This window comes from Nocardia sp. NPDC049707, assembly GCF_040674855.1.
Lineage (GTDB): Bacteria > Actinomycetota > Actinomycetes > Mycobacteriales > Mycobacteriaceae > Nocardia.
Genome location: NZ_JBFANN010000033.1, coordinates 34,475 through 51,497 on the forward strand (window position 1 = coordinate 34,475; position 17,023 = coordinate 51,497).

The window sequence follows — 17,023 nt, forward strand, 5'->3', positions numbered from 1 at the left end:
CGTGAAGGCGCGAACTCCGTTGCGGTGGTGGATAATTCAAATGTAACCGCCCCGGAAGCCCTGGTCGGCTTCATTTTGTGAACTCAGATGATGGTCAGTGACGGGCCTTGGTGCTGGGCGCCAGCGCGAGCAGTTCATCGACCGACCATTGGTCATCGGCGTGTTGACCGAGTTTGCTGGCAAGCACACGCCCGTCGGGTGCGATGAGGAAATCGCCGGGGAGGCCAAGGCGGCCGCCTTCGGGTTTCGCTGGGGGAGCAGGCTTTTCCTTGCGGAGGACGGCCATGCTTACGGTGACGACGCTGCGCAGGATCGTGGGCCAGGCGCGGGGGTCGAGGAGGGCGCGGGGTTTGGCTTCGATGCCGAATTCGCGGTAGAGGGTTCGGGTGGGGTCGGCGATCAGGTCGAAGGGGAGGTCGCCTTCGTATTTGCGCAATTCGGCTGCGCTGGAATGGAAGACGACGACCTCGCGGATATCGGCGGCGCGGATTTCGGCGTGCCGGACCGCGAACGAGCGTAGGTGCAGGTTACAGATCGGGCATCCGGCGAAGCGGCGGAATTGCAGATGGGTCAGGCAATTCTGATCCGGAATCCGAAGTGTGCTGTCGGCGATGGTGACCAGTTCTCGGGTGGGCACCGTGGTCGGCAATGGCATGGGAACTCCCTTCGTAGGTGTACTGCGTACTCCTATGACAAGTATGCGCGTACCTTGTACGCTGTCAACCCGTGCCCCGCCCTCGCTCGCTGACCAGCCCCGCCATCGCGGCCGCCGCCATCGCGGTGCTCGACCGCGACGGTCTGTCCGGCCTCACCATGCGCGCGGTCGCCAAGGAACTCCGCATAGCCACCATGGGCCTCTACCGCTACGTCGCCGACCGCGACGCACTCGAGGTGCTGGTCGTCGACCATCTCTTGGCCGATATCGACCTCACCCCACCGGCCGACACGGACTGGCGCGACCGCGTCGCGGTCCTCCTGGACCGGATGCGCACGACGGTATCCAGCCACCTGGCTACGGTCCCGCTGGTCGTGCGCCACCGTCAGTCCGCCCCGAACAGTCTGCGCTGGATCGAGGCGATGCTGACCGTCCTCACCGATGCGGGCTTCACCGGTATCGGCCGCGTCCTGGCCCAACGCACCCTCATGGCCTTCCTGCTCGGTCACCTCCAGAACGAGCACTACGGCCCACTCTCCGGTGCGGGCACCGCCGCCATGACCCGACTGGCCCCGGCCGAATATCCGGTACTCGTCGAAACCGCCACCGACGCCAGAAATGTCGATGCCGAGACGGAATTCCGCCTCGGCATCGACATCGTCCTGCGTGGCCTTGCCCCGTAGTCAGGTAAGTCCTGGAATGGACATGGTCGCCCCCATGGTGCGGTGGCCCGCATCGTTCAAATGCAGACCGTCGCCACTGTCGAGATCGGGTCGAATGAAGTCGGGATCATTCGGATCCTCGACGGCGGCAGCAACATCGAACACCGCATCGAAAATCCTTGTGGTGCGAAGCCATTCGTTGACCGCGCGGCGTGCCATCCGCCCCTCGGCGACATTGAGGTCCGGATAGATGGCACCTGCGAAGGGGCCGATGGTGTTGGCGTACACCGCGAGTCCGGCCGCATGTGCACGTCCGGCCAATTGCCGGAAACCGGCGATGAGCGCATCGGCCGACGATGTGCTGTTGTCGAGGATCAGATCGTTGATGCCGAAGTTCAGCACAACATGAGTCACGCCGGGAACTGCGAGCACATCGCGGTCGAAACGGGCCACACCGTGCTCGCCGATCTGGTCGGTCAGCAAACGGTTTCCGCCGATGCCCTGATTGAGAACCCAACCGCTGGCGAGGCGTTCATTGAGGACATCGACGCTACGATGGTTCGCACCCGAGGTGGACCCGACCCCTTCGAACCAGGAGTCGCCGAATGCGACGACGATCGGGGCATTCGTCGAGGTGAGCACGTCGACGCCGGTCACGTAGAAGCGTGAGGTGGTCTCCTGCGCATCCGACAGCGCGGTAGCGGCGGCCTGATCACCGGCGGCGACGAAACCGGATTCCATCGGCAGGTGTGAAAAGGGTGCCAGGCCAGTCTCTTTCGGCAGATATATGCTCAGCGTCAGATCGGTACCGGCTGTCGTCACGAAATCGACTGGGTCGCTGACGATATCGGCCCCCGCCGGAATGGTCACCTGCGTCTTGCCGTCGAAGCGCAGTTCGGTATCGGTCTCCGCGACGATATCGGCCCCGGACTTGCGCACCGCGATCCGGGCCGCGCCGATCGTCACCGGCGTCGCGCCATAGCGGTTCGTCAGCCGCACCCGCAGCTGCTCGCCGCCCCCGACCAGGTGCAGCACCTGACGCACAGTCTCATCGGCGAAGTCGCGCGGCTCGGCCAACCGAATCCGCTCGGCGGGGTCGACCAGTGTGCAGCGGAAGCCCGCGACCCAACGCGAAGAGGTAGTCATCGGAATCTCCATTTAGTTGCGGTGAGGAATATTGCAGTGACAACAATCTAGCGTACATATTCCTCATGTCAACTATCCCCGCAGCAACTATGTCGGCTAAGCTCGGCGCCGTGGACGCAGAACTCTTCGACGACCCCAGGCTCACCACCATGGGCCTGCTCTACGAGGCGTACGACGGCCTGATCCGAAAGTTGGAACCGACCTGGAAGAAACACGGTCTGTCCGGCCTCGATGTCAATGCGCTCATGCGCCTGAGCCGCTCACGGGACCGTCGCCTGCGGATGACCGATCTCGCCGCCCAGACCAACCTGTCCACCAGCGGCGTCACCCGCCTGGTCGATCGCTTGCAGCGCAACGGTTTCGTCCGCCGCGAACTCGACCCGGTGGACCGCCGCAGCTCCTACGCCGTGCTCACCGCCGCCGGTGCGACCCGCTTGGCCCGAGTGCTCCCCGAATACCTCGAGGTCATCGAACGCTGGTTCACCGGTCTGCTGCCCCCTGACCAGCTCGACGCCTTTGTCACCGGCCTGCGCACCATCCGCGATCAGGTGAGTCCGGAAGCCACCGCGCGCGAAGCCGATTGAAACCCCTGGAGGTCGGCGTCGGTTGTCAGGTCGCGGACATGACGATCACGACGCACGATTCTGATCGTCGACGACCCGCCACTGCGGGACGGATTCGCGGCGTTCGGCGAAATGTGGGGTCCGCGGCCGAATCCGCCCGCGACCGCGTGGCGAGGTGGCCGGACTCGCCGTGCCAGGAGCGGTTGTCGAGATCGAGGCCGTCGCCGTTCTGGTGTGACCGCTGGTTGTAGGAGGGCTGGCGGCGCTCAACTAATCGCCGCCTGCCCTCGCTCGACAAGGGAGCGTTGTGGTGGTTCATCGGTCATTCTCTGATGTCGTGTCACCGGTGGGTGAGCCGGATCTACGGCGGGCCGCTCGTCGACGCGCCGCGTCGTGCGCCGTCCGAAGCAGACTTTCCGCCAATGCGTGAGTCTGCGTGTCCGGGTTGACGATCGAGATCCAGCCCTGTCTGCGATACACCGGATGAGGCAGGACGGTGTCGACTGCGGTGAAGTCGACTACGCCCGTGCCAGCTCGGGGATCCTCGCCGATGAGTTCGGAGAAGGCGCTCCTGCCGACGTGAATGTTCAGCCGCCATCGGCCCGGCCGATCGAGGTCACACGAAGTGTCGTCGGGGTAGTTTTTCGTGACGATGGTGGCGTAGGGCTGCTCACGTTGCGGCACTTGGCCATCGGGGGCGTAGTAGAAGAAGTGGTCGCCCCACGCAATCTCGGGGAACGGGCTGCCTTCGGCCGGCGCAAGCTCGAGGACACCGTCGAACGCGCGGATCGTCTCGAGGAATTGATCCATACTCATGGTTCAAGTGTGCGGTTGAAGCGCTTATGGAGGGTTGACTCATGATCGTGACCATCAGGCGGCGGAGTTGCTGACGGTCTCGGCGCTGGCAGCGGCGACCGGCTACTCCGTCCAGCAGGTCCGTGACTTGGAGCGGCTCGGTGTCATCGCATCCGCGAACCGGGCGGGTAACGGATACCGACAGTTCTCCGCAGACCACGTCCGCGACCTCGGCGCCTACCGCGATCTCGCGTACGCCGTTGGGCCAGTCGAGGCCCGCCGAGCGATGCGCGCAATCCGCTCGCTGCCAACCGACCAGGCGACCGCTCTGGTGTGCACCTTCCACGCACGGCTCAACCAGGAACGAGAGCAAGCGCTGGCTGCCCGCGCAGCGCTGGAGGCCATCCACAGCGAGGCCAAGACCGACGCCAACCCGGTAGAAGCAGATGCGATGACCATCACCGAACTGTCGCAAGCGCTCGAGCTTCGTGCCTCCACCCTGCGCTTCTGGGAGCAGCAGGGGCTGGTGCGGCCGGAACGGATCATCACCCGAGCAGGATCGGCCCGGCGCTATCAGCTCGCGGCGATCCGAGAGGCACGCATCACAGCAGCCCTGCGGGCCGCCGGCTACCGCATTCCCGACGTCCGGAAAGCAATCACAGCGATCCGGGACCTGGACGACGCAGGTCACTCGCTCGAAGCGCTCGACGCCCGTCTCATCACCATCGCCCAGCGTGGCCTTGCGCTCATCCGCGCAGGAGCGACGCTGGTCCAGATCATCCGGCCAATCGCTGAGAAAGCAGCGGCAGCACCAGCCATGAGCTCGCCCCGGTCGCAAAAGCCGTGACCCGCAACAGCTCATCGATCGCCGAGGTGCGGCAATCGGTGAGTTCGCTGATGTGGGCGATCAACTCGGGGGTCCGTGTTGTGCCCGACTCTAGCCTTTGCCACGTGTGGCGGTGAACTCGAAGCCCCAGTTGTACATGCGCGCGATTTCGCGCACACCGCCGCCCGGATGCCCCGAGGGCGGCCGGATGAAGGTGCCGTCGCGCCGAACGATCAACTCGCCGTTGACATTCTCGATATGGGCGAGGATCACATCGCGCGAATTATCGTGACAGCCGCTGATGATCATTTCGATCGGTGGCGAGTTCAGCGGATACAGCGTGGCGGTGGACTCCACGCCCTGGAAGTTGTTCGTGCCCTCGTAGATCGAAGCGAAGACCAGAATCCGGCGGAACTGCGCGGTGTAATCGAGATTGATATCGAGATTCTCACCAGTCGCGCTGCCACCGGTCCGGTCGTCCTGATCGAGCCGGATGAACGGCGGGCGATCCAGCGCGCCGAACGAACGGTCCAGGGCGCGAACGGATCCGATCCGGCCATCGGCCAGTTCGAAGAAGCAGCACAGATCGAGGTCGAGGGCATTGGCGCGCTTGCGGCCGAACAGGCCACCGCCACCGGTCTGCGCGGTGGTCCAATTCAGGTTGACCCGCATGGTTCCCGAGGTCGCACCGTGCTTGGTCAGCGAGACCGTCGGCGCTTCCTTCGTCAGCGAAACCTTGCTGAGGTTGACCGGCGCACCGAAAGCGGCAGCAGGCGGGGCGAATTGGTTGGACGCGGTCGGCGGCGCATAAGGCTGCGGTGGTTGGTTCGGTGGGTAAGGCGGCTGCGCGTTGGGCTGCGGCGTGGGGTTCGCCGGATACGGCTGCGCCGGATTCGGCGGATGTCCGGGCGGTGCCGCGGGCGGATACGGCGAAGGTGCTCCGAACTGCTGAGGCGCGGGCGGCGGCGTGAACTGCTGCTGCGGCGTGGGAGGTGGGTACTGCTGTGTCGGCGGCGGAGGGTAAGCTGGTTGCTGGTGGGCCGCAGGCTGCTGTCGCGACTGCCCGGTCCCCGGATCATCGACCGAAATCCCGAAATCGGTAGCCAGCCCGGCCAATCCGGTCGCATACCCCTGACCAACCGCCCGGAACTTCCACGCCCCTTGCCGTCGATACAGCTCCCCGAGCACGAACGCGGTCTCGGTGGTCGCACCGGTACTGTCGAACCGCGCCGCCTCCGCGCCGCTCACCGCATCGAGCACTCGCACATAAAGCCCATGGAACTGTCCGAATGTGCCACCATCCGCGGATGCCGCAATCACAATCGTGTCGATCTGTGCTTCGACCTGCGCCAGATTCACCGACAATGTGTCGATGACTGTCGGTCCCGGACGCTTACCATCGTGTCGCACCGCGCCGGATGGATGATTCGGCTGGTTGTAGAAGACGAAGTCGTTGTCCGAGCGCACCTTCCCGGAGGCCAGTAGCAGCGCGGAGGCGTCCGCATCCGGAACCCCTGGACCTGATTGCCACCCCAGCTCGACGCGGACTGACGACATCGGCACCGCGACATTGGCACCCTTCATCATCGACACATCTGCCAAGGTATACGACGTGAGCGCGGCCTGTTCGGTCACCGCGGCCCCGGCTATCAGCGGGTAGGCGGCGCGATCTGCCAATGTTGTTGCAGCGCACCGGCGATCTCCGGCAGCACGGTGATCGGCACGCGCTTGCGCCGCAACATGGCCCGAATCTCGTTGACCTGCTCGCGTTTGCGCATGTCATACGCTCCGGCGACCGGCCGCCACACCGGCGGGATGGACAGCAGTACGAGTTCGCCGTGCCGTTCGTCGCCGCCGATCAGATCCAGCGCGAGTGACCAGCGGGCCCGCTCGTCGAGTGCGAACCGTCCGGCTACCACCCGCTCCCAGTCGATACTGGATTCTCGCCACGGGGTGCGCTGGTAGATCGATGCCTCGGTAAGGACGACGACATCGCGCCCGAACAATGCGGCCAGCATCGCGATTCCCGCGACCGCACCGGCCAGCAGACCGGTGAAGATTCGGTTGACCCCGAATCCGGCCACGATCGCACTACCGACCAGCACGGTGACCACGATCCCGAGCGTCCCGTACAACATTGCCCGCCAGGTCGGAACCACACCCGCCCGTACCATCGACATCTCGACCTCCCTGCGTACCGCACACCAACCTAGTTGGTGGGTTGACCGGTGGCTTCCCGACGCGGGCGGGTTCCTCAATATCTCCGACGACAGCTCAGGACGCCAGCGCGACCGCCGCCTCACGGGTGTAGACGAGGAACTGCAGACTCTGCTGGAAGTAGAGCTGCACCGATTGCGCGTCGTGGGTCAGGTAGCCGATGGAGAGGTCCTGGCCGAGCTGTAGATCGAAGTCGCCGCCGCGCGTGGTCAGCACGAACGCACCGTCGATGGCCGGGGCCCAGATGATCTCGCCGTCCGGGAGGAGGCGTTCTATATGGGTGCGGATCGGGTGACCGTGATCGGAGGTCTCACTGACCGCCGTGTACAGATCCGCGCTCAACAGCGCCGAATACGGACCGTCGACGCCCGCCAACCGCAGCGCGCTCAGCGCCTGGGCGACGGACTCCGGCACCAGTCGCGGATCGCTGGGCAGTGTGATCGGGGAATTGGACGAACTCGCCCGAATGCCGGTAATATTCGCGGCCCGATAGCCCTCGAAAATCGCCCGGTCCTCGGCGAAGGCGATCTTGCGCGCCGCTTCCTTGACCGCATCCAGATCGGTGTCCTGCGCACCGCGCTCGACATCGTCGAGTTCCTCGCGCGACAACGTGAACGGCACCCGCAACTCGACCAGCGGTGCGACCACGCGCTGGCGGGCCTGCACACCCTCATCCGGCGCGGTGATGACGGTGGTGCGGCCGAGGCCGACCGCGGAGTAGTCGGTGCCATGCGGTCCGGACAGATCGACCACCCGGCGACCGGCGATATGGCGCTTGAAGGTGCGCGTCGCCTCGTGTTCGATGGCCTCCCATGCCTCGGCGGTGATCGGCGCGAGTTCGCGATGGAGGTTATTCATGACTGCGTGCTCCTTTTCAACGTGCCAATACCCAGAGAACCGTTGCTGCCAACACGATTCGGCGATAGAGATTCCGCGAGCGCGGTCGCGGCGACCTCGGGTGCGTCGGGGAGGTCGTCGAAGAAGTCGAGCGGCGGTGTGAAGAACAGCGTGCCGGTCACCGCGATGGAGAAGTCCAGGATCCGGTCATAGGCCGCCTCCGCCGTCCCGACGAACATCCGGGACAGCATGGTTTCGGTAATGCTCGGGCTGGCCGCGTAGGCGATGTAATACGTGCCGAATTCGCCGTCCTTGACGCTGCCGAAGGGCATATTGGCGCGCAGGATCTTTCGTTCGGTGCCGTCGGCGTCGGTGACAGTGTTGACCGCGACATGTGAATTCGCGGGCTTATCCGCATCGGAGAGCTCGAAATCGTCGAGTTTGGTGCGTCCGATCACCCGCTCCTGCTCCTCGACTGAGAGCGCCCGCCATTGCGCCATCGTGTGCAAATACTTCTGCACGATGACATAGCTGCCGCCCGCGAAGTCGGGGTCCGCATCGCCGATGACGGCCGCATCGACGGCCGCGGTGCCCTCCGGATTCTCGGTACCGTCCACGAAGCCGAGCAGATCACGCTGCTCGAAATACCGGAAGCCGACGGTCTGATCGACAATGGTGACCGCGCCTTCGAGCCGGTGACCGATGGTCATCGCCAATTCGAAGCAGGCGTCCTGGCTTTCGGATTTGATGTGGAAGAGCAGATCTCCCGGCGTGGTCGGTGCGCTGTGGTGCGCGCCGACGAATTCGGGCAGCACATGCAATTCGGCCGGTCGCGGTCCCGCGAAGAGGCGATCCCACGCGGTCGACCCGATCGATGTGACGCAGGTCAGCCCCGCGCCGGGCAGCCGAAAGCCGACCGAACGGCGTAACCCGGGAAGATCGGCGAGCAGGTCGCGCACCGTCGCTTCGCCGCCCTCGTCGATGGTGGCGACGAGGAAGATCGCGGCCGGTGTGAGCGGTTCGAGGATCGGCTGCGGCGCACTCATGCGCTCCACCCTAGGGCCCGGCACCGGCAAACCGGCCATGCGGTGCGGCCCGTCGGCTACTACTTGGCGACTGTCAGCAGGAATGCGACATCGTCCACGGCCTTGACGCTGTGCCGCGCCCTTGGCACGACCAGCAGGTCTCCGGCCGAGCCCTTCCACTCGTTGGTGCCGCTGAGCAAGGTCAGTGTGCCGCTGAGCACCAGCAGGGTGGCCTCACCCGCATTATCGTGTTCGGCCAGGCTCTGGCCCGCCGATAGACCGACCACCGTCTGCCGGAGCGCATGGGCGTGACCACCATAAATGGTTTGCGAACTGCGCCCGCTCGTGGCGGTGGCGGCCAACTTCAATTGTTGGCGCGCTACCGCAGTCAGCGATTTCTTGTCCATGGACACCGCCTTTCGCAGATGCATATCAGCCGGATCAGAGCTGGTGACATGGGCTGATATCCAGGAGTATGCCCGAATGGCGGGTGATGTGTGTCCGGTTTGGTCGCCTCGCCGGTATGCCGTGCGTTCAATGCGGGCCGGTACGAGAAGGGTGTCGTGTGGGCGGCGAACGCGCGATAAGGAAAGTTTGCGAAATAGTTGGCTTACTGACGGGTGTAGCGACGAATCCGGAAGCGCAGGCCGGACTTGGACTCGCGCCACGGCTCGGTATCGTCGGCGTGCCATTCGGGGCCGATGACGGGTGCGTAGGCGTCACCGTCGACGGCGGTATCCACCTCGGTAACCAACAGGTCGGTCGCGAAATCCATGGCGGCTCGGTAGATTTCGCCGCCGCCGATGATCCAGATGTCCTGTGGTGTTGTCATCGCCATGGCTTCGGTCGGCGATGCGGCGCGTTCGGCACCCACACCCGACCAGTCCGGCCGGCGGGTCACCACGATATTGCGGCGGCCGTCGAGCGGGCGGAATTTGGGCGGCAGGGAGTCCCAGGTGCGCCGACCCATGATGACCGGATGCCCCATGGTGACGGCCTTGAAGTTCGCCATATCCTCGGGCAGGCGCCAGGGGATGGTGTTCTCGAAGCCGATCACCCCGTCCGGAGTCTGTGCCCAGATCAGACCGATGGTGCGGTCACGCCCTCCCGTCACCCGAGCACCACCCCGCACCGAATCGCTACGCGATGCTGCGTTCATACCGCGACCGGTGCCTGGATCGCCGGATGGTGTTGGTAGCCGACCACTTCCACATCTTCGTAGGTGTAATCGAACAGCGTCGGCGCGGGCCGTAGGTTCAATGTCGGGAACGGGTAGGGCTGTCTGGTCAGCTGTTCGGTGACCTGCTCGACATGGTTGTCGTAGATATGGCAGTCGCCGCCGGTCCAGATGAAATCACCGGGTGCCAACTCGGTCTGCTGCGCGACCATGTGCGTGAGGAGGGCATAGCTGGCGATATTGAACGGCACGCCGAGGAACAGGTCCGCGCTGCGCTGATAGAGCTGGCAGGACAGCTTGCCGTCGGCCACATAGAACTGGAAGAACGCGTGGCATGGCGCCAATGCCATCTTGTCGAGTTCGGCCACGTTCCAGGCCGAGACGATGATGCGCCGGGAATCCGGATTGGTGCGCAGCGTGTGCAGCACTTCGGCGATCTGGTCGATATGGGTGCCGTTCGGTGTGGGCCAGGACCGCCATTGCACGCCGTAGACCGGGCCGAGTTCACCGTGGCGGTCCGCCCATTCGTCCCAGATGGAGACGCCGTGCTCATGCAGCCAGGCCACATTGGAATCGCCGCGCAGGAACCATAGCAATTCGTAGACGATCGACTTCAGATGCACCTTTTTGGTGGTGATCAGCGGAAACCCCGCGGCGAGGTCGTAGCGCAGCTGATGGCCGAAGATGCTGCGGGTGCCGGTGCCGGTGCGATCCGCCTTCGCGGTGCCGGACTCCAGGACCAGTCGCAGCAGGTCCTCGTACTGGGTGTCAGCGTTATTGGCCACGTCTGGCGAGCTTACCCATGTCGTGCCTGGCAAGCTCGAGCCATGCGCAAGCTCTATGTGATCGGCATCGGTGCCGGGGATCCGGACCAGGTGACGGTGCAGGCGATCAAGGCAATGCGGCAGGTCGAGGTGTTTTTCGTGATCGGAAAGGGGGGCGAGAAACAGGAGTTGGTCGACGTGCGCACGGCGATCCTCGCCGAACATCTCGATCACCCGTACCGCATCGTGCAGATCGCCGATCCGCCGCGCGACCGGGATCCCGCCGACTACCAGGGCGTTGTCGAGGATTGGCACGATCGCCGTTCGGCGCTGCTGGAAGATGCGTTCGCGCGGGTCGACGGTGTCGGCGGCATTCTCGTCTGGGGTGATCCGTCGCTCTACGACAGCACACTGCGCATGGTCGAGCGGGTGCTCGATCGCGGGGCGCTGAGCTTCGATTACGAGGTGATTCCAGGCGTCACCAGCGTGCAGGCATTGGCCGCTCGGCATCGGATGGTGCTGCACCGCATCGGCGAGCCGGTGCACGTCACCACCGGGCGTCGACTGCGCGAGGACGGGCTCAGCGGCTCGACCGTGGTGATGCTCGATGGCGACTGTTCGTTCACCGAGGTGCCCGGTAATGATGTGCACATCTGGTGGGGTGCATATCTGGGCATGCCCGACGAAATAGTAATCGAGGGCCCACTGCGCAAGGTCGAGCAAGAGATCCTCGAGCGGCGCACCCACTTGCGTACCGAAAAAGGTTGGATCATGGACGTATACCTCCTGCGCCCAGGTTCCTGATCAAGATCAGGTGGAATCTATGGCGGCATCCCCCGAGAAGCCCCTCCACAACTTCCACCTGATCTTGATCCATCGTGTCGGTGGGGCCGGGTAGCGTGAGGGCGTGCCCGAGCTACCGGAAGTGGAGGCGTTGGCGCAGTTCCTGCGGGAGCACGCCGTCGGCGCCGTGGTGGGGCGTGTCGATGTGGCGGCCCTGAGTGCGGTCAAGACGTTCGATCCGCCGGTTACGGCGCTGTCCGGCCGCGATGTGACCGGGGCGGGCCGGTGGGGGAAATTTCTCGGGCTGGAGTGCGACGGGCTCTGGTTGATCACTCATCTGTCGCGCGGCGGCTGGTTGCGCTGGATCGATGAGCCGAGCCAGACACCACCCAAACCGGGCGGCAAGAGCCCGCTCGCATTACGGGTGCACTTCTTCACCCCCGAGGGCATGACGCCCGCATTCGACCTGACGGAGGCGGGCACCAAGAAACGACTCGCGGTGTATATCGTCGACGATCCGAAACTCGTGCCAGGCATCGCGCGCCTCGGCCCCGACGCCCTCGAGGTGACCGAGGAGCAATTCGGCGAGATCCTGCACGGCGCATCGCAACGCATCAAGACCGCGATTGTCGACCAGTCCCTGCTCGCCGGAATCGGCAATGCCTACTCCGACGAGATCCTGCACACCGCCAAGATCTCGCCCTTCGCCACTACCAAAACCATGTCGGCGGAGACCATTTCGGTGCTGTACGAGGCCATGCGCTCGGTGCTCACCGACGCCGTGCGGCGTTCCGTCGGGCAGGATGCCGCCCGCCTCAAGGGCGAAAAGCGTTCCGGCATGCGGGTACACGCCCGCGCCGGACTGCCGTGCCCGGTATGCGGCGACATCGTCCGCGAGGTTTCCTACGCCGAGCGCTCGTTCCAGTACTGCCCGACCTGCCAGACCGGCGGGAAGGTACTCGCCGACCGCCGCATGTCACGCCTATTGAAGTAGGTCAGATCAAGGTAGGCACCCGGATTCCTTGCCAGGCAATCCGTTTGGCCTGGTCCGGATCATTCTCCAACCGGGTGATCTCATCGATGATCAGCGTCGTGCGCCGGTCTTCGGTATAGGCGGGCCAGGAGGGGAGCGGTCGGCCGGTCCGCGCGAATGCGAGCCAATTGTCCTGGAACTGCTGGGTGACCGAGAGCAGTCCGCGCCGCCCACCCGCGACGGTCAAGGCCCGGCCGATCGGCGAATTGCCCGCGCCGAAGACCGGGATCAGCTCGGTGGCATGGGTCGCGCCGATTCCTGCGAGCCGCAGTGCGCGCGGAGCGAAGTCGTAACGGTAGGCATAGGTCGGGGCATAGCGACTGTGCCCGGCCGCGACGGTGACCGAGGGCCGCCAGAACACATAATCACCACCGGCACGAACGGCGACCTTCGCATCCGGATAGCCCGGATAGGCCGCTATGACTCGGGATTCGAGTTCCGCGCCACCGGCCCGGGTGAGCAGGGCATGCAGGCGGTCCGGGGTGGTCGGCAGTTCATCGGCGAATTTCGCGAACAAGGTGCCCTCATCGCGATTGGTGCCGATGATGAGTGGAACCTGTTGTGCGGCACCGCTGGTGATCGCATCGATGGGGGACTGCGGCAGATATTCGCCGTCCACGACCGGCGCGACGGGGTACAGTCCGGGGCGCTCCCGCCAAACCTTATCGCTGGTCCTGTCGACAGCCCGCCGAATGTCATTGGCACCGGCGGTGATCAGGGCTTTGGCCGCGGTATCCGGTGTGGCGCCGAGCGCGTCTATGCATCGGCGGGCAAACGCGCGCCCATCCTCGGCGCTCATGCCCCAATCGGCGGGCGGGCTCTGTGCGATGCCGCGGTGGAATAGTCCCTTGGCCGCCGGTGTGGCCAGCAGCGCGAGTACCGCATGGGCGCCGGCGGATTCGCCGAAAATAGTGACATTGCCCGGATCCCCGCCGAATGCGGCGATATTGCGCTGTACCCATTCCAATGCCGCGACCTGATCGCGCAGCCCGAGGTTGCTGTCGAAAGGTCGTTCGGGCGTGCTGAATTCACCGAAATCGACATAGCCGAACGCACCGAGCCGGTAGTTCAGCGACACCACGATCACATCGCCGCCGACCGCCAGTCGCGCACCGGAATACAGACCGAGCGCCGAGGTGCCGATCTGATATCCGCCGCCGTGAATGAACACCAGCACGGGCCGGGGTGTCGACGATGGTTCGATCGGTGCGACGACATTGAGTGTCAGCGCGTCTTCACTGGTCGGCTGATACCGGCGCGGCCCGATCCTGGCACCGGACCGATGCTGCATCGCAGCGAACCCGAATGTGGTCGCCTCGCGGACACCGGTCCACGGCGTCACCGGCTCCGGCGCGCGAAATCGCAGGTCGCCGACCGGTGCGGCGGCATAGGGCAGGGAGCGCCAGCGCAGCACGCGACGGCCGCGGTAGCCGCGGACAACTCCATCGGCGGTCGTGATATCAGACATCTTTCCGATGGTAACTACGCGCGGTGGGCCTCCAACAGACGCAACCAGAACTCGCTCACCGTTGGATAGGCTGGCACTGCGTGCCACAACGCGGCCAGCGGCACCCTGCCGACCACAGCGATGGTCGCCGCGTGGATCAGCTCGCCGACCCCCGGGCCGACGAAAGTGGCGCCGAGCAGCGTGTCGGTCGCGGTATCGATGACGATCTTCGCCCGCCCCGCGTAGTCGTCGCGGGCCAGCGACGATCCGGCGACCGCGATATCCAGCTCGACGGTGTCGACCGCATAGCCCGCTTTACGCGCCGCTGCCTCGGTACGCCCGACGGATGCGACTTCCGGTGCGGTGAAAATCACCTGCGGCACCTGTCCGTGGTCGGCCGTCGCCGCGTATCGCGCATCCGCGAGCGCACGCCCCTCGGCCCGTGCGGCAATGACATCACCACACACCCTGGCCTGGTATTTCCCCATGTGTGTCAGCGCGGCCCGGTGATTCACATCGCCGACCGCGTACAGCCAGTCGCCGTCGATGTCCAGAACCGTCAACCGGTCGTCCACGTCGACATAGCCGTCGGCGAGCCCGACCGAGCTCAGGCCGAGTTCCGCGGTCGCGGGCCCGCGCCCGGCGGCCACCACGATCTCGTCGGCCTCGATCTCGCTCTGCCCGATCTCGACGGTCACCGGACCGCCATGAATCCAGCCCTCGCCGGAGTCCTTCGCATCGACGCGGGTCACCCGAGTCGGTTGGGTGCCGAATCGAATCCGAACACCGGCTTCGGACAGTGCCGCGGTCACGCGTGCGCCCGCGAACGGTTCGGCATTGCCGAGCAAGGCATCGCCGCGGACCAGCATGGTGATCTCCTCCGCGCCGAGCGCAGCGAGCCAGGTAGCCGCCTCACACGCGACCACACCGCCGCCGACGATCACCACCCGGCGTGGCACCTCATGCAGATTGGTCGCATCCCGGGAAATCCACGGCAGCGCGTCGCGCAATCCGGGCACGTCGGGAACCGCGGCCTTGGAGCCGGTGGCCAGCACCACCGCGTGGCGGGCGCGCAGCTGTCGGCCGCCGACCTCGACGAGTCGTTCGCCAACGAGCCGCCCCGTCCCGCGGACCACCGCGATGCGATTGTCGGTGGCCCAGTCGACCTGCGAGCGGTCGTCGTGGTTATGCGTGAAGGCGTCGCGCCGCCGCAACACCGCGTCGACATCGAGGCCGCTCGCGGTGATTCCGGCCATGGCCTTGGCGCCGGACAGCACGTGGGCCGGTCGCAGTAGCGCCTTGCTCGGTATGCACGCCCAATACGAACATTCACCGCCGACCAGTTCCCGCTCCACGATGACGGCCGTGCGGTCACTGCCCGCGATCGCGTAGGCGGCGGCGTTCTCACCGGCGGGCCCACCGCCGATCACGATGACGTCGTATTCGGCCGCGGAATCGGCGGTCACTGGAGATAACCCTCGACCTGGCGGGCCGGGTTCTGCTGCGCCTCATCTGGCGTGGTACCGGCATCGATCCGCGCCCGGCGCTGTCGCAGCAGATCCCAGGCCTGATCGAGCATTACTTCCAGTTCGGCGAGCTGCTGCCGCTCGAGCACCGGATCGACCGCACCAGCGGTCGCCTTGGACCGCAATTCGTGCTCGCGATCGACCAATTTCTTGATGCGGGCCAGGATGTCCTGTTCGGTCATGGGGACTATGCTACGACCGCGTTGGCGCGGTCACGATCCTTCGGGAATCGGGGAGGGAGCGGCGGCGCGGAATCCGGCGGAAGCACAAATCGACCCAGAGCTGGGTCACGATGCCGCGCACACCGCGGTGTCGAACACATGCTGTAGCGCCGAGGTGGACGTGGGATCGGTGGGCCGCTGATTGGCCACCACGGTCACCGCGCGGCCCTTCGCCGTCACCCCGTCGGTGGTGCGGAAGCCCGGGATGGAACCGCCGTGCCCCCACACCTGGGCGTCGCACGGCACCGCCAGCCGGGCCAGGCCGAGACCGTAGTCGATACCGGCGGGCCGGTTCGTGAGTGGTTTGGTGTCGCGCTGCATCTGCGCCAATTGCGTCGGCTGAACCAGTTTTCCGGCGAGCAGCGCGGTGAAGAACCGATTCAGGTCGCCGCCCGTGGAGACCAGCGCGCCGGCTGCTCCCGCCCAGGTGGTGTCCAGTCGCGTGACATCGACGCGTTTGCCGTTGTCGGGTTCGTAGCCCTGCGGGTGCGGATCCCGCAGATCGAGGTCACCGGTGGCCGGAAAATAGGTGTGGCGCAACCCAAGTGGCTCGATGACCCGGCGGGTGACCTCCTCGGCGACGGGATGCCCGGTGACCCGTTCCAGCACCATCCCCACCAGCAGATAGTTGGTGTTGCTGTATTCGGCCTTCGCCCCCGGCGGGAAATGCGCGGGCATGGTCGACAGCGCGCGCTGCACCAGATCGGCGGCATCGTGATGCTGGGTCAGCATCACGTCGTAGTCGACGTCGAGTTCCGGTAACTCCAGGTATTCGGGCAAACCGCTGGTGTGCTGCATGAGGTTTCGCACAGTGATGCGGTTGCCGTCGATGCCCTCGCCGCGCACCACCCCGGGCAGGTACCGCTCCACCGGCGCGTCCAGCTCGACCGTCCCCGCGGCCACCAGCTGCATCATCGCCGTGGCGACGAAAGCCTTGGTGTTGCTGCCGACCCGGACGACAGCATTGTCCGGGAACACCGCCCCCGACTCGGTGTTCCCGACGCCCGCCGAGGCGGTCCAGTCCCGGCCGTCCTCAGTGACGACCACCTGCACGCCGGCCAGGCCCGTCGCCACCGCCGCCTCCAGCGCGTGCCGCACCGCGGCCCGATCACTGTCGGAAAGTTGTCGCGGCGCAGCGGAATCCGTCCCCGAATCGCAGGCTGTCAGGGCGAACATCGCGGCGACCCCGCCCGCCACGATCCGCCGAACCCTCAGCGAAGTCATACCTGCACGGTGACACGGCCGCACCGGGCCCCGCATCGCCCTCAGGTCTCACCCCGCCCTGGGGATTGCCCCTGAGTGAGCCCTCAGGGCCGCACGCCGCTACAGCGAGCTGTTGCGGGCGG

General features: G+C 65.7%; 19 protein-coding genes. 5 read left to right on the top strand and 14 right to left on the bottom strand.

Translation table 11 applies throughout. The features are described from left to right. Positions 1-94: 94 nt before the first annotated feature. Entirely contained in the window at positions 95-655 is a 561-nt protein-coding gene (locus AB0J29_RS25760; protein WP_364791277.1) for a peroxiredoxin-like family protein, read from the bottom strand. Positions 656-726: 71 nt separating this feature from the next. Here AB0J29_RS25760 and AB0J29_RS25765 point away from each other — a divergent pair, with 71 nt between their 5' ends. Next, complete coding sequence (locus tag AB0J29_RS25765) at positions 727-1,338, top strand: TetR/AcrR family transcriptional regulator C-terminal domain-containing protein (RefSeq protein ID WP_364791280.1); 612 nt, start codon at positions 727-729, stop codon at positions 1,336-1,338. Here the strand turns inward: AB0J29_RS25765 and AB0J29_RS25770 are convergent, their stop codons facing one another. Next, a complete protein-coding gene (locus tag AB0J29_RS25770) occupies positions 1,339-2,463 on the bottom strand; it encodes a GDSL-type esterase/lipase family protein (RefSeq protein ID WP_364791283.1) in 1,125 nt (374 codons plus the stop codon). It lies immediately after the preceding gene. A 110-nt stretch (positions 2,464-2,573) separates the two neighbouring features. Between AB0J29_RS25770 and AB0J29_RS25775 the strand changes: the two genes are divergently transcribed. Next, entirely contained in the window at positions 2,574-3,047 is a 474-nt protein-coding gene (locus tag AB0J29_RS25775; protein WP_364791286.1) for a MarR family transcriptional regulator, read from the top strand. Between the two features lie 294 nt (positions 3,048-3,341). On the opposite strand, the gene AB0J29_RS25780 is transcribed toward AB0J29_RS25775, so the two are convergent. Next, entirely contained in the window at positions 3,342-3,842 is a 501-nt protein-coding gene (locus AB0J29_RS25780) for a DUF6194 family protein (protein ID WP_364791289.1), read from the bottom strand. A gap of 67 nt (positions 3,843-3,909) precedes the next feature. Between AB0J29_RS25780 and AB0J29_RS25785 the strand changes: the two genes are divergently transcribed. Beyond that, entirely contained in the window at positions 3,910-4,668 is a 759-nt protein-coding gene (locus tag AB0J29_RS25785; RefSeq protein WP_364791438.1) for a MerR family transcriptional regulator, read from the top strand. 90 nt (positions 4,669-4,758) lie between these two features. Here the strand turns inward: AB0J29_RS25785 and AB0J29_RS25790 are convergent, their stop codons facing one another. The 7 genes from AB0J29_RS25790 to AB0J29_RS25820 all read right to left on the bottom strand — a co-directional run bounded on the left by AB0J29_RS25790 (position 4,759) and on the right by AB0J29_RS25820 (position 10,688). After that, positions 4,759-6,324 carry a TerD family protein gene (locus tag AB0J29_RS25790; RefSeq protein WP_364791292.1) on the bottom strand — a complete coding sequence of 522 codons (1,566 nt, stop codon included), beginning with the start codon at positions 6,322-6,324 and terminating at the stop codon, positions 4,759-4,761. Continuing rightward, on the bottom strand, positions 6,297-6,827 hold the full coding sequence (locus AB0J29_RS25795) for a hypothetical protein (protein WP_364791295.1): 531 nt from the start codon (positions 6,825-6,827) through the stop codon (positions 6,297-6,299). The genes AB0J29_RS25790 and AB0J29_RS25795 overlap by 28 nt, the downstream gene beginning before the upstream one ends. A gap of 94 nt (positions 6,828-6,921) precedes the next feature. Then, on the bottom strand, positions 6,922-7,722 hold the full coding sequence (locus tag AB0J29_RS25800; RefSeq protein WP_364791298.1) for a family 1 encapsulin nanocompartment shell protein: 801 nt from the start codon (positions 7,720-7,722) through the stop codon (positions 6,922-6,924). After that, on the bottom strand, positions 7,719-8,747 hold the full coding sequence (locus AB0J29_RS25805; RefSeq protein WP_364791301.1) for a Dyp-type peroxidase: 1,029 nt from the start codon (positions 8,745-8,747) through the stop codon (positions 7,719-7,721). The genes AB0J29_RS25800 and AB0J29_RS25805 overlap by 4 nt, the downstream gene beginning before the upstream one ends. Before the next feature lie 59 nt (positions 8,748-8,806). Then, on the bottom strand, positions 8,807-9,133 hold the full coding sequence (locus AB0J29_RS25810) for a cupin domain-containing protein (RefSeq protein ID WP_364791304.1): 327 nt from the start codon (positions 9,131-9,133) through the stop codon (positions 8,807-8,809). Between the two features lie 203 nt (positions 9,134-9,336). After that, complete coding sequence (locus tag AB0J29_RS25815; protein ID WP_364791308.1) at positions 9,337-9,840, bottom strand: dihydrofolate reductase; 504 nt, start codon at positions 9,838-9,840, stop codon at positions 9,337-9,339. A gap of 41 nt (positions 9,841-9,881) precedes the next feature. After that, entirely contained in the window at positions 9,882-10,688 is an 807-nt protein-coding gene (locus AB0J29_RS25820; protein WP_364791311.1) for a thymidylate synthase, read from the bottom strand. A 42-nt stretch (positions 10,689-10,730) separates the two neighbouring features. Between AB0J29_RS25820 and cobF the strand changes: the two genes are divergently transcribed. Continuing rightward, positions 10,731-11,471 (top strand): precorrin-6A synthase (deacetylating), encoded by a 741-nt coding sequence (gene cobF / locus AB0J29_RS25825; RefSeq protein WP_364791314.1) that lies wholly within the window; start codon positions 10,731-10,733, stop codon positions 11,469-11,471. Between the two features lie 103 nt (positions 11,472-11,574). Continuing rightward, positions 11,575-12,444: a DNA-formamidopyrimidine glycosylase family protein gene (locus AB0J29_RS25830; protein ID WP_364791318.1), complete on the top strand. Its 870-nt coding sequence runs from the start codon at positions 11,575-11,577 to the stop codon at positions 12,442-12,444. Position 12,445: 1 nt separating this feature from the next. Here AB0J29_RS25830 and AB0J29_RS25835 read toward each other — a convergent pair whose 3' ends face one another. The 4 genes from AB0J29_RS25835 to AB0J29_RS25850 all read right to left on the bottom strand — a co-directional run bounded on the left by AB0J29_RS25835 (position 12,446) and on the right by AB0J29_RS25850 (position 16,901). Continuing rightward, positions 12,446-13,951 (bottom strand): carboxylesterase/lipase family protein, encoded by a 1,506-nt coding sequence (locus AB0J29_RS25835; protein ID WP_364791321.1) that lies wholly within the window; start codon positions 13,949-13,951, stop codon positions 12,446-12,448. A gap of 14 nt (positions 13,952-13,965) precedes the next feature. Further along, positions 13,966-15,396 (bottom strand): NAD(P)/FAD-dependent oxidoreductase, encoded by a 1,431-nt coding sequence (locus tag AB0J29_RS25840; RefSeq protein WP_364791324.1) that lies wholly within the window; start codon positions 15,394-15,396, stop codon positions 13,966-13,968. Beyond that, positions 15,393-15,638 (bottom strand): DUF2630 family protein, encoded by a 246-nt coding sequence (locus AB0J29_RS25845; RefSeq protein WP_364791327.1) that lies wholly within the window; start codon positions 15,636-15,638, stop codon positions 15,393-15,395. The genes AB0J29_RS25840 and AB0J29_RS25845 overlap by 4 nt, the downstream gene beginning before the upstream one ends. Positions 15,639-15,743: 105 nt before the next feature. After that, the gene (locus tag AB0J29_RS25850) at positions 15,744-16,901 is read right to left on the bottom strand and encodes a serine hydrolase domain-containing protein (RefSeq protein WP_364791330.1); all 1,158 of its coding nucleotides are present in this window, start codon (positions 16,899-16,901) and stop codon (positions 15,744-15,746) included. Positions 16,902-17,023 lie beyond the last annotated feature (122 nt).

What these genes read in the sequence shown, in the direction of transcription:
- AB0J29_RS25760 (WP_364791277.1), bottom strand. Translation starts at nt 655, where the DNA reads ATGCCATTGCCGACCACGGTGCCCACCCGAGAACTGGTCACCATCGCC.
- AB0J29_RS25770 (WP_364791283.1), bottom strand. Translation starts at nt 2,463, where the DNA reads ATGACTACCTCTTCGCGTTGGGTCGCGGGCTTCCGCTGCACACTGGTC.
- AB0J29_RS25780 (WP_364791289.1), bottom strand. Translation starts at nt 3,842, where the DNA reads ATGAGTATGGATCAATTCCTCGAGACGATCCGCGCGTTCGACGGTGTC.
- AB0J29_RS25795 (WP_364791295.1), bottom strand. Translation starts at nt 6,827, where the DNA reads ATGTCGATGGTACGGGCGGGTGTGGTTCCGACCTGGCGGGCAATGTTG.
- AB0J29_RS25800 (WP_364791298.1), bottom strand. Translation starts at nt 7,722, where the DNA reads ATGAATAACCTCCATCGCGAACTCGCGCCGATCACCGCCGAGGCATGG.
- AB0J29_RS25805 (WP_364791301.1), bottom strand. Translation starts at nt 8,747, where the DNA reads ATGAGTGCGCCGCAGCCGATCCTCGAACCGCTCACACCGGCCGCGATC.
- AB0J29_RS25810 (WP_364791304.1), bottom strand. Translation starts at nt 9,133, where the DNA reads ATGGACAAGAAATCGCTGACTGCGGTAGCGCGCCAACAATTGAAGTTG.
- cobF (WP_364791314.1), top strand. Translation starts at nt 10,731, where the DNA reads ATGCGCAAGCTCTATGTGATCGGCATCGGTGCCGGGGATCCGGACCAG.
- AB0J29_RS25835 (WP_364791321.1), bottom strand. Translation starts at nt 13,951, where the DNA reads ATGTCTGATATCACGACCGCCGATGGAGTTGTCCGCGGCTACCGCGGC.
- AB0J29_RS25845 (WP_364791327.1), bottom strand. Translation starts at nt 15,638, where the DNA reads ATGACCGAACAGGACATCCTGGCCCGCATCAAGAAATTGGTCGATCGC.
- AB0J29_RS25850 (WP_364791330.1), bottom strand. Translation starts at nt 16,901, where the DNA reads ATGACTTCGCTGAGGGTTCGGCGGATCGTGGCGGGCGGGGTCGCCGCG.